General features: G+C 70.3%; 8 protein-coding genes. 6 read left to right on the top strand and 2 right to left on the bottom strand.

The features are described 5' to 3' along the window. The first annotated feature begins 15 nt into the window (after nt 1-15). The 5 genes from FHU35_RS11480 to FHU35_RS11500 all read left to right on the top strand — a co-directional run bounded on the left by FHU35_RS11480 (nt 16) and on the right by FHU35_RS11500 (nt 8,827). Nucleotides 16-3,198, top strand: a complete 3,183-nt coding sequence (locus FHU35_RS11480) for a non-ribosomal peptide synthetase family protein (RefSeq protein WP_186459383.1) — start codon at nt 16-18, stop codon at nt 3,196-3,198. Continuing rightward, entirely contained in the window at nt 3,195-4,616 is a 1,422-nt protein-coding gene (locus FHU35_RS11485; RefSeq protein WP_186459441.1) for an FAD-dependent oxidoreductase, read from the top strand. Before FHU35_RS11480 ends, FHU35_RS11485 begins: the two co-directional genes overlap by 4 nt. A gap of 84 nt (nt 4,617-4,700) precedes the next feature. Beyond that, the gene (dpgD, locus tag FHU35_RS11490; RefSeq protein ID WP_145738484.1) at nt 4,701-5,495 is read left to right on the top strand and encodes an enoyl-CoA-hydratase DpgD; all 795 of its coding nucleotides are present in this window, start codon (nt 4,701-4,703) and stop codon (nt 5,493-5,495) included. A 571-nt stretch (nt 5,496-6,066) separates the two neighbouring features. Continuing rightward, nucleotides 6,067-8,421, top strand: coding sequence for an ATP-binding protein (locus tag FHU35_RS11495; RefSeq protein ID WP_145738486.1), 2,355 nt, complete (start codon nt 6,067-6,069; stop codon nt 8,419-8,421). Nucleotides 8,422-8,488: 67 nt separating this feature from the next. After that, complete coding sequence (locus FHU35_RS11500; protein WP_222429345.1) at nt 8,489-8,827, top strand: nuclear transport factor 2 family protein; 339 nt, start codon at nt 8,489-8,491, stop codon at nt 8,825-8,827. A 38-nt stretch (nt 8,828-8,865) separates the two neighbouring features. Here the strand turns inward: FHU35_RS11500 and FHU35_RS11505 are convergent, their stop codons facing one another. Further along, entirely contained in the window at nt 8,866-10,065 is a 1,200-nt protein-coding gene (locus FHU35_RS11505) for a macrolide family glycosyltransferase (RefSeq protein ID WP_246110248.1), read from the bottom strand. A gap of 107 nt (nt 10,066-10,172) precedes the next feature. Between FHU35_RS11505 and FHU35_RS11510 the strand changes: the two genes are divergently transcribed. Continuing rightward, complete coding sequence (locus FHU35_RS11510) at nt 10,173-10,943, top strand: FkbM family methyltransferase (protein WP_145738488.1); 771 nt, start codon at nt 10,173-10,175, stop codon at nt 10,941-10,943. Nucleotides 10,944-11,030: 87 nt separating this feature from the next. On the opposite strand, the gene FHU35_RS11515 is transcribed toward FHU35_RS11510, so the two are convergent. Next, nucleotides 11,031-11,975 (bottom strand): fumarylacetoacetate hydrolase family protein, encoded by a 945-nt coding sequence (locus FHU35_RS11515; protein WP_145738490.1) that lies wholly within the window; start codon nt 11,973-11,975, stop codon nt 11,031-11,033. Between the last annotated feature and the right edge of the window lie 75 nt (nt 11,976-12,050).

Raw genomic sequence — 12,050 nt, forward strand, 5'->3', positions numbered from 1 at the left:
GGAAGAGGAGAACCCATGCGGGACACAGCATCCGGCGCCGAATTGGCCCGCTCCTGCGGCACCGAAGAGGAAGCGGTGCTGCGCGCCGCGCGGCTGAAGGTGGCGTCGGTGGTCGTGGGAGCGCCGGTGCTGCCGTCCGAGGCGACGTGGCGCGATCTGGTCCTGCGGGTGTCCACAGCAGACGGACGGATCGCGGCCGACGAGGCGTGGGACGGTGCCGTTGCGCAACCGCACATCGCCGCGGACCGCCTCGAGCACTACGTCCGACGCGCCGAGCGGCTCGCGATCGACGGTCCCGACGCGCCGCACACGCGGGAAGGGCTGCTCTCCGAGGCGGAGGCCGAGGAGGTCATCGCCGCCGGCTCCGGTCCCGTCAGACCGTTGCCGGGGCGTCGTCTCCACGAACTCTTCGAGGAGCGCGTCCGGCTCCACCCCGACGCGGTCGCCGTCGTGCACGGCGCGGCCACCCTGACCTACCGCGAGGTCAACGAGAACGCCAACGCGATCGCCTGGGCGCTGCACCGGCAGGGGCTGCGCGCGGAGGACGTGGTCGCCGTCGTCACCGAGCGCACCCCGGAGTGGCTGGCCGCCGTGCTCGCCGTGTTCAAGGCGGGCGGCTGCTACCTGCCCCTCGAACCGCACTTCCCCAGCGGGCGCATGGCGAGGACTCTCACCCGCGCGGAGTGCCGCTGGGTGCTCGCCGAGCGCGAGGTGCCGCCGCTGGACGAGGCGCTCGCCGACCGCGACGCGGTCCGCCGCGTGGACGTGCGCGAGGTGATCGACGGCGACGGGCCCCGCCACGACCCGGCGATCCCCGTCGCCGGTGACCAACTGGCGTATGTCTACTTCACCTCGGGCTCCACCGGGGAGCCCAAGGGCGCGCTGTGCGAGCACGACGGCTTCCTCAACCACGTCTACGCCAAGATCGAGGACCTCGGCATGCGGGAAGGCGACACCGTCGCGCAGACCGCACCGCAGTGCTTCGACATCTCCCTGTGGCAACTGGTCGCGCCGCTGCTGCTGGGCGGTCGTGCCCTCCTGGTCGAGCAGGAGGCCGTGGTCGACGTGCACCGGTTCGTCGACCTGCTGGCCCGGCAGCGCGTCGAGGTGGCGCAGCTGGTGCCGACCTACCTCGAACTCCTGCTCGCGGAGCGGCCCGACGCCGCGGCCGCGTTGCCGGACCTGCGGGTCATGGCCGTCACCGGGGAGGCGTTGAAGAAGGAGCTGGTGCGCCGCTGGTTCGGCGTCTTCCCCGGCGTCCCACTGGTCAACTGCTACGGGCTCACCGAGGTCAGCGACGACTCCAACCACGGTGTCATGCGCGCGCTTCCCGGGCACCGGTCGATCCCGCTCGGCGACACCATCCGCAACTGCCGCGTGCACGTGGTGGACGAGCAGCTGCACCTCGTGCCCATCGGGGCACCGGGCGAGATCGTGATGGCCGGGGTGTGCGTGGGCCGCGGCTACCTGAACGACCCCGACCGCACGGCCGCCGTCTACGGGCACGACCCGTACCGCCCCGGCGACCGCCTCTACCGCTCCGGTGACTTCGGCCGCCGGTTGCCCTCCGGCGACTTCGAGTACCTGGGGCGGCGCGACTCCCAGGTGAAGATCAGCGGGTTCCGCATCGAGATCGGCGAGATCGAGGACCGGCTGCTGCAGGTGCCCGGCGTGCTGTCCGGCGCGGTCGTCGTCGCCGGAACGCAGGACGATCCCCAGCTCGTCGCCTACTACACCGGCGACGACGCCCCCGACGGCCCGGGCGTGGCACGGTCTTTGGGCACCGCCCTGCCCGACTACATGGTGCCGCCCCGGCTGTACCGCGTCGACGAACTCCCCCTGAACGGCAACGGGAAGATCGACAAGATCGTCCTCGCCGCCCGCGCCAGCGACACCGAGGGCGCCGACGAGGCCGGTCCTGCACCGGAGCTCGTCACGGACACCGAACGGCGCGTCGCCGCCCTGTGGTCGGGCCTGCTGCACGTGCCCGTGGAGCGCATCGGCAGGGAGTCCCGCTTCGCCGAACTCGGCGGCACCTCGTTGTCGGCGATCCGGCTGTCGATGGCGCTCGACCGCGTGGTGAGCGTCGCCGACCTCAAGGACACCCCCACGGTCGCCGACGTCGCGGCCCTCGTCGACCGCAAGTCGGAGACGGGCGCGGGAGTCCCCACACCCGCAGTGCCGCAGGACACTCGACCTCGGGTCGTCTCGACCGAGCCCGAACCGCTTCGCGTGCTCGACACCGGTGACGGCCCGGATCCCGCGGGGCGCGCCGCGACGGCGCGTGCTGCGGGGCGCGCCGCGCTCGCCGAGTCCGGTGCCGTCCTGCTGCGCGGCCTCGACGTCCGCACGCCCGCCGACGTGGCCGACGTCGCCGCCGCGCTGGGGATCGAGGCGATGCCGGAACGCGAGAGCTTCGCGCCCCGCACCGCCTACCCGCGCGAGGTCTACTCCGGCAGCCATTGGCCCGCCGACGAGCCGATGTGCATGCACCACGAGCTGAGCTATGCCGACACCGTCCCCGGCACCCTCGTGTTCGGCTGCCTCACCGCCCCCGGCAGCGGCGGCCGCACCACCGTCGCCGACTCCCAGCGCGTCCTCGACGCCCTGCCGTCCGAGCTCGTCGCCCCGTTCGAGCGCCACGGCTGGCTGCTGCGCCGGGCGTACCACGACGTGGGAGTCGCCTGGCCCGACGCGTTCGGCACGAGCGACCGTTCGGCGGTCGACGCCTACTGCGCCGCCGCCGGCATCGAGAACACCTGGCTGTCCGAGGACCGGCTCGTCACCCGGCAGCACCGCGCCGCCGTCGTGCGCCACCCGCACACCGGAGAACGCTGCTGGTTCAACCAGATCGCCTTCCTCAACGGGCTCACCGTGGACCCGGCCGTGCGCGAATACCTCACGGACGTCTACGGCCCCGGCGGGCTGCCCTTCGACACCGCCGCCGGTGACGGCACCCCCGTCACGGCCGAGGTGGTGGACGGCATCAACGCCGTCTACGACCGGTTCACCGTCGGCGAGCGATGGCGGGAGGGCGACGTCCTGCTCGTCGACAACATCCGCACGGCGCACGCCCGCGAGCCGCACGACGGACGGCGCGACATCGCCGTCGTCCTCGGCGACCCCGTCGCGCTGCCGGGCCACGTGCTGCCGGTCAGCGACGCATCCATTCCCGGACGAAAGGCCGATCTCCCATGACCCATCCCGCCGAGGAGTACGACGTGCTGGTCGCCGGAGGTGGCCCGGGCGGGGCGTCCGTGGCGACCTTCGTGGCCATGCAGGGCCACCGGGTCCTGCTGCTGGAGAAGGAGGAGTTCCCCCGCTACCAGATCGGCGAATCCCTGCTGCCGTCCACGGTGCACGGGATCTGCCGCCTGCTGGGCGTCTCGGAGGAGGTGGAGAACGCGGGGTTCGTGCGCAAGCGCGGGGGCACCTTCGCCTGGGGCTCCGGCGCCGAGCCGTGGTCGTTCGACTTCGCGCTCTCCAAGAAGTTCGCCGGTCCGACCTCCTACGCGTACCAGGTCGAACGGGCCAAGTTCGACCAGCTGCTGCTGGACAACGCCCGCCGCAAGGGTGTTGAGGTGCGGGAGCGGTGCGCGGTGGGCGAGGTCATCGAGGAGGACGATCGGGTCCGCGGCGTCCGCTACACCGACTCCGACGGCGTCGAGCGCACCGCGCGCGCCCGGTACGTCGTGGACGCCACCGGCAACCAGAGCAAGCTCCAGCGGTCCATCGGCGGCCGGCGCCGCTACTCCGAGCACTTCCAGAACATCGCGCTGTTCGGCTACTTCGAGGGCGGAAGGCGGCTGCCCGAGCCCAACAGCGGCAACATCACCTGCGTGGCCTTTCCGTCCGGCTGGTTCTGGTACATCCCGCTGAGCGACACGCTCACCTCGGTCGGCGCCGTGGTCCGCAAGGAATGCGCGGACCGGTTGCGCGGCGACCGGGCCGAGGCCCTGTCCGCGATGATCGCCGAGTGCCCGATCGTCGCCGAGTACCTCTCCGACGCCGAGCGCGTGACCGAGGGCCGCTACGGCGAGGTGCGCGTCCGCAAGGACTGGTCGTACCTCCACGACACCTTTTGGCGGCCCGGCATGGTGCTCGTCGGCGACGCCGTGGGCTTCATCGACCCGCTGTTCTCCTCGGGCGTGCACATGTCCACCTACAGCGCGCTGCTGGCCGCGCGATCCATCAACACGGCGCTCCGCGGAGAACTGGGCGAGCGGGAGTGCTTCGCGGAGTACGAGGCCAGGTACCGCAAGGAGTACCAGACCTTCCACGACTTCCTGGTCACCTTCTACGACATCAATCGCGACGAGCAGCAGTACTTCGAGGACGCGAAGCGCGTCACGCGGGACACCGCACCCGCCGCGCAGGCGTTCGTCGGCCTGGTCGGCGGCGGCGCGTCGGACGAGGCGGTGCTGACCGCCGAGTCCTACCGCGACAAGCGCAAGGAGGACTTGCACGAACTGTCGCGCGGGGTCCACTGGGAGGGGCACAAGATCCAGCTGCAAGCGGCCTTCGGCGAAGCCGCCGACGACGTTCCGCTCAGCGCCGACGGCCTGATCGCCGGGCAGGACGGCATGCACTGGGAGCGCAGCGGCGCATCGGTGTAACGGCGGGCAGCGCGGATGCCGGGCGGCCGAACCGGTTCCTAACGTCGCGCTGACGGTGCACATACCCGTGATGGAGGTACCCGCATGGCGTCCCCTGTTCGTTACCGCAAAGACGGGCACGTCGCGCGGGTCACCCTCGACCGCCCGGAGGTGCTCAACGCGATGGACCTGCGGATGCACGCCGAACTGGGCGAGGTGTGGGACGACGTGGAGGCCGACGACGAGATCCGCGTCGTCGTGCTGGCAGGGGCGGGTGACCGCGCCTTCTCCGTCGGGCAGGACCTGCGGGAACGGGCTGCGCTCGATGCCGAAGGGGCGCAGCGGACGTCCTTCGGCAGCCGGGGTTTGCCGGGCTGGCCGCGGTTGACCGAGCGGTTCGACCTCACCAAGCCCGTGGTCGCGGCCGCGCGCGGTTACGCGCTCGGTGGCGGGTTCGAATTGCTGCTCGCGTGCGACATCGTGGTCGCGGCCGAGGACGCGGTCTTCGGCTTGCCGGAGGTGCGCCTGGGTCTCGTCCCCGGCGCCGGCGGTGCTTTTCGCTTGGCGCGCCAGCTGCCGCTGCGGAAGGCGATGGGACATCTCCTGACGGGCAGGAGGATGTCGGCTGCCGAGGCGGCCCGGTTCGGCCTGGTGAACGAGGTGGTACCCGCGGCGGAGCTGGACGCGTGCGTCGAGGGCTGGGTGGCCGACCTGCTGGCGGCCGCCCCGCTGGCCGTGCGCGCGGTGAAGCAAGCCGTGCTGCGGTCGGTGGACATGCCGATCGAGGACGCCTTCGCCGCGGAGTACCCGGAGGAGTCCCGCAGGCGGGCGAGCCACGACGCGGTGGAGGGGCCGCGCGCGTTCGCGGAGAAGCGTGACCCCGCGTGGCGTGGTCGCTAGCGGACCTCCGTGCTGTCGACGACGCCGTGAGCGCCGATTCCGGTCTTCTCGGATTCCCCTGTATCACATCGCAAGACGCCAATTCGGAAGTCGTGTTCTGCGGCACGCCGATTCGTGCGCATGCAGATGGCTTTTCTCCCGTAGCGGGATTGTGAATTTCGACATCCGGATTGATCTCATCTCCAGCGTCGATTCCGAGGAACGGTGAATCAGTTTATCGTGCGCGCTCGCACGCTACCTGCGCTGGTCTTTTGGGTCAAGATGGCGAAGTTTAACGTTTGATCAGATTCGGGCGAATCGGCCCGATCACTGTGGGTGATCGAGTGTGTGCAATCTCGGTTAGCTCCTTTTCTTCAATGAAACTACTAGTCTTGCGGCGTTGACTCGGCCAGCGGTTGCGGGTTCTATCTGCTTGTCATCTACAAATCGTCCTGTCTTCGGTGAGACCTCTCAAATCAGCTTGAATCCGCTCAGCTGGGCGTGAAAGAGGCGTAGGTATGGCGTGGTGTCCTGAAAGATCGCTCGGCTTCCTGGTTCCGCCTTCCGGCTGTGCTCCCGAGAGGTGCGGCCGGTGAGGCGAACATCCGGGGCACCAGGTGGCGGCCAGATCTGCCGCGCGTGCGGGTGCGAGATCGTCGCGCAAGCCGCAGGCGGACGGCACGACGCGAAGTTCTGCTCGAACGCGTGCAGGCAACGTGCTTATCGGCAGCGGGTGTCGGAGAGCAGGGCCGGCGCGGCCCCGACCGTCGGGCTGTTGGAGCAGCTGGGCAGCTTCGTCGGCCGCGAAGACGAGCTGCTCGCGCTGAGCAGGTTCATCCGCGACGACCGGCTGGTCACCGTCACGGGAGCACCCGGCGCGGGGAAGACCCGCTTGGCCGTCGAAGCCGCCGCGGCCGAGCAGCGCCGGGCGAGGCACCAGGTCGTCTACGTCGAGCTGGCGTCCATCAGCGATCCCGCTCAGGTGCTGTCGCGCGTCGAAGCGGAGCTGGCCGGCTGCGAGCACGACGGCGATGCGCGGCTGCTGGTCTTGGACAACTGCGAACACGTGCTGGGCGGGTGCAGCCGCACCGTCAACGCCATCCTGTCCCGCCACCCCGACCTCCGGGTGCTGGCCACGAGTCGTGAGCCGCTGCGCCTGCCCGGCGAAGTCGTCCACGTCGTGAACGGTCTGCCGTGGACTAGCGGGGACGATGCCGCGGTGCGGCTGTTCGTCGAGCGCGCGGTCGCAGTGGTGCCGGGCTTCGAGCTCACCGACGACAACGCCGAGGACGTGCGGGAGATCTGCGCCCGCCTGGACGGGCTGCCGCTGATGATCGAGCTGGCGGCGTTGCGGGTGCGCGCGTTCCCCGTCGCCGAGATCGTCCGCAGGCTCGGCGACAGCGCGAGCCTGCTGACGACCGGCTGGGCAACGGCCGCTCCGAGGCATCAGAGCCTGCGTGCCGCCGTCGGGTGGAGCTACGACCGGCTCGCTGAGCCGGAACGGGCTCTGGCGCGCACGGCGTCCGCGCTGTCCGGTGAGTTCGGCGTGGAAGCCGCCGCGACCGTCGCGGCCGCGGCAGGGGTCGAGGCCACGGCGGTGCCGGAACTGCTGGCCGCCCTCGAATCGAAGTCGTTGCTCGTTGCCGTGTCCGGTTCCGACGAGGCCCGGTTCAGGATGGCCGGGAGCGTCCGGCACTTCGCCCGCGAGCATCTCGCCGACCGCGGTGAGGGGGATCGTGCCCGGGAGCTGCTGGCGGACTGGATCGTCGATGCGACCGGTGACTTCTCGCAGCACGGCGTGATGGGCGGCGAGACCGCGGACTTCTTCCGGATCGAGCACCAGCACGTGAACCAGGTCCTGACGTGGCTGCGCTCGCGGGGCGACGATCGTGAGCTCCTGCTCGCCTCGGCGGCCGACGCCGCCGATCTGATGAAGGGCAGGCGGCCGACCGTCTGCGGTCGCGCGGCGGAGGCTCTCGAGTCGGCGAGCGCCGCCAACCCGTATCGAGGTGTCGCGCTGTCGACGGCGGCCGTCGTGTCCGGCGCGGCGGGCGATTTCGAGCGGGCGGAGTCCTTCGCCCGGCAAGCCATCGCGACTTCCTCGGCCGCACCGCACGATTTCCTCACCAGCCGCATGTCGGTGATGGCGTACTTCCTGTCCGCGTGCTCGACGGACTCGGCCGATCTGCGGGCGCGCCTTCGCGTAACCACTCAGCTCGGCGACACGATGATCATGGTGTTGTGTCTGTACGCGTCGATGCGGAGCGTGGTCGCCGACTTGGACCTGATGGCCCTGCGACGCTCGTCGTCCGTGATCGACGTTCTGGATCTGGTTCGGGAATCCGGGCTCACGGGCCCGACGCGGTGCGCGGATTTCGTGCACGGCCTGCTGCTGTGCGAGCAGGAGCGGTACGAGGAGGCCGAGGAGCGGTTCTCGGCGTTGCTCGACGAGAACGTGACCTGCGTCTTCTTCGGGTTCGTGCTGACCGCGCTGGGGAAGGGCGAGTACGCCCGCACGCTGACCTTGTTGGTGGCGGCCGAGTCACGCGGCCTCGACGAATCGCTAGCCGGCATCGGGTGGTTGTCGGAGCGGCTGGCCAAGGCGGAAGTCGCCGCCCGGGCGGAACTTTCGGAGTCCGCTGCCGAGAAGGCACTGGCGGTGGGCTCGGCCCTGAACGGCCCCGAAGCCGTCCGATTCGCGCGACGGGAGTCGGCGGACCTCGCTGCTGCGCCGAAGCGGGAAGGTAGGCCGCTGAGCGACCGGGAGCAGAAGATCGCGAGCCTGGTGGCGAAGGGCCTGACGAACCGGCAGATCGCGGCGCAGATGTACTTGTCGGTGCGGACGGTGGAAACGCACCTGCGCAACATTCGGACGGCACGCGGGCTGAACACGAGAGCGCACCTGGCCGCCTGGTACTCCCGCCACTACAAGCAACAGCGCGTCTGATGCGTCCGGGTGCGCTGGATTCGTGTGAGGTGGAACCGTTTTGCTTGAAGCAGGAGAAGGCGCGAGAGTGGTTCGCTCCTACTACGACATGGTGGACATCGGCGACCTCGAAGGTGTGCTCCAGCTGTTCTGCGAGGGTGCGGTCTACCGCAGGCCGGGATATGCACCTCTCGTGGGCAGGGGAGAGCTGCGCGCGTTCTACTCGTCGCAGCGGATGATCGACCACGGGAAGCACGAGTTGGCCGATGTGGTGTCGGAGGCGGGACGAGTCGCGGTTCGCGGCACGTTCTCCGGGACGCTCAAGGATCGACGCCGCGTCGACGTGGAGTTCGCCGACTTCTTCGTGATCGAGCCGTCGGGCCGGTTCTCCCGGCGCGACACCTTCTTCTTCGCGCCCGCGGTGTGAACGCGATCGGAGTGGCGGGTCGGCGCCCTCGGCGCCGGTCAGCCGGGAAGTTCCGCCTCGACGAGGTCCGCCGCGCGCGAGGAGCCGTCTTCCGCCGCGGTCCGCTCCCGCTCCGCGGCGCAACGCGCGGCGACGTCCGGGTCGTCGGCGAGCCGGGGAACGGCGGCGCGCAGCGCCTCCGCAGTGGCCTCGGCGGTGTCGAGCTGCTCGGCGACACCGAGCAGGACCAGCAGGTTGGCGTTGCCGAACTGGTCGGCGGCCTGCGGTACGCAGAGCATCGGGGTTCCGGTGGCCAGGCCTTCCTGGGCGCCGCCCGCCCCGGCGTGGGTGATGAAGAGGTCGGCTTGCCGCAGCACGTCCAGCTGCGGGACCCAGGAGTGCACCTCGACGTTGTCCGGTATCGGGCCCAGTTCCTGCTCGGTGACCTGCCTGCCCACCTGGAGCACCAGGTGCCAGTCGGGCAGCGCGTCGAAGGCGGCCGCGCAGGCTCGGTAGAAGCCGGGCTGCTTGGTGAAGTTGGAGCCGAGCGAGACCAGCGCGATCCGCTTGCCCTCGGCTTCGGCGGGACGCTGCCAAGGGCCCTGGTCCGCCCGGTCGCTCTGGCAGGCGCCGACGAAGCTGTAGCGGCGGGTGTCGACCCGGTCGGCGTGCGGCTGGAGGGCCGGGGGGATGAGCACGAGCGAACGCGGGGGATGAGTCATGAAGTCGTCGGGGTCGGTGCCCGCGAGGCCGTTCGCGGCGAGCCAGGCGTCCCACCGCGCGTAGTGGGCCCGGCCGCGAGCGGAGGACTTCATCTCCTGCGCCAGCCGCGCGCCGACCTCGTCCTCGTACCCTTCCCAGGGCACCAGGTTGGGGCAGAACTGGACGTAGGGCACGTCCCAGCGATGCGCGAGAACCCGCGCCGCCCAACCGGAGATGTCGCTGAGCACCAGGTCGGGAACGTCGTCCCGGTACAGCGCGTCGAGCTGCGGCAGTGCCTGCATCGCGTCCCGCAGGAACAGCTCGGCGAGGTCGAGCCGGGACTCGCCCCACGCTTCCGGCGCGTCCCCGGCTTCGGGCAGCGTGGACTCCCACACGCGTGGTTCGGCGCCGGTGGCGCGCACCCGCGCGACGAAGTCGCCCTCGTCGGGGATGGCGTAGCTGACCCGGTGGCCGCGCGCGACCAACTCCCGCACCGCCCCCAGACTCGGATTCACATGACCGTGGTGGGCGATGCTCACCATCGCGAGATGGCTCATGGCGCCGACGTTAAGCGAAACAGCTTGCGTCGCACAACTAGCAGATTCACCAGTGACATCGCTCGCGGCCGTTCGGCGCGCGGGGAACCACGTTCCAGGAGGAGTCCATGACCGACATCAGATCAGTCCAGGTCGCCGACGGTTTCTCGGTTGCCGTGCCGCAGCCGGAAGACGCGCTGTTCTCCGAGGTTCAGTTCATCTACAACGAGATATTCGTCGAACGCACCTATCTCAAGCACGGCATCCGGCTGTCCGAATCCGCGCAGATCGTGGACGTGGGTGCGAACGTGGGGATGTTCTGCCTGTTCGTCGAGCAGGAGTTCCCGGGCGCGCGGATCTTGGCCTTCGAGCCGATTCCCGCGACCCACCGGGCGCTGCTGGAAAACCTGGAGAACCACGGCGCGAAGGGTGTGGAAGTGGTGCGGGCGGCGCTGGGCAGGCAGCCCGAAGCGCAGGTGAGCTTCACCTTCTACCCCGCTCTGCACGGGAACTCCACGCGATACCCGGAGCAGAAGAAGATCAACCAGGAGCTGATCGTGGAGCAGATCGGCCCGGCGGCGGTGGAGCGCATCATGGGGGGCGTCGAGGTGGAGGCCGAGGTGTGCCGGCTGTCAGACGTGCTGCGCGACTGGGCGCCCGAGGGCCCGATCGACCTGCTCAAGATCGATGTGGAGGGCGCGGAGCTGGAGGTCCTGGAGGGTCTCGACCCGTCGGACTGGCGGCGAGTGCGGCAGTGTGTCCTCGAAGTGCAGGATCTGGACGGCCGCTTGGACGCGGTCCTCGGACTTCTCGACGCCCACGGATTCACCACGACGACGGAGCGGGCGCCCGACATCCCGGACGTTCTGCGCCAATCGATGGTGTACGCCACGCGGTAGTGCGGCCGTCGCCGGACTTCCTTCGGCGAAACGGAGATCAGCGCGATTCCGCACTTCTCGCTTGTGCGGTGCGGACCAGCAGGTGCGTCACGTCCTGCTTCCGGGACGGATGGGGTGCGGTGCCGAGCCCGGTACGACGCGGTTCCGGGTGCCGCCGAGCAGCTCCACTTCGGTGGTGACGACATCGCCTGGTCGCAGCGGCCGGTGGAAGTCCTGGCCGTACCTGCCCCACAGCTCGGCGAGGCAGCCGTTGCGGCACGTTCCGGATCCGAGCAGGTCGCCGGGGCGGATCTCGGTGCCGCGCGAGGCGTAGGCGGCCAGGGCCGGGAAGCTCCAGGCCATGTTGTCCAGCTGGTCGGTGCCGATCTCCTCGTCGTTGACCAGGACCCGCATGGTCAGGTCGTAGGAGGTTCCCGAGGCGCGGTGCAGGAGCTCGTCCGCGGTCACGAACACGGTGCCGAGCGCGGTGGCGGTGTCCTTGCCCTTGGCGGGCCCGAGCCGCAACCGCATCTCGTGGAACTGGACGTCGCGTGCGGAGAAGTCGTTGAGCACGACGAACCCGGCGATGTGCTCGGCGGCTTGCTCGACGGTCAAGTCCCGTCCGGGGCGGCCGACCACGGCGGCCACCTCCAGCTCGAAGTCGAACCGCTCGCAGCCCGGGGGAACGGGAATGGTGTCGTGCGGTCCGGCGGTGGCGTACGGGTTGGAGAAGTAGAACGCGGGGATCTCCCAGAACTCCTCCGGGACACCGGCGTTCGCGTCGATGTTCCGGGCGATCCCGGCCGTGTGCTCGGGGAAGGTGGAGAAGTCCCGCACGGTGGGCGGGTCCAGCGGCGCCATGAGGTCCGCGTCGATGAGCGGCACGCCCGGGGAGGCGGCGCGCAACGCGGTGTCGGCTGCCGCGGCGGGCCCGCCGTCGTCGGCGAGCAGCGCCGGAAGATCGAGTCCTTCCGGGAGGTCGATCAGGACGTCTTCGTCGTCGAGCACGGCGAGCCTGGGTCCCTGGGGTGTTCTGTGCCGGGCGAATCGCATGATGCCTCCTCCGGGCTGTGCGGGGATGCTAAGCAGGTGCGCGACCTCGGCGGAAATGCACAGGTCGGCTGGCTG

It is taken from the genome of Saccharopolyspora dendranthemae, from assembly GCF_007829955.1.
In the GTDB taxonomy this organism is placed as follows: Bacteria; Actinomycetota; Actinomycetes; order Mycobacteriales; family Pseudonocardiaceae; genus Saccharopolyspora; species Saccharopolyspora dendranthemae.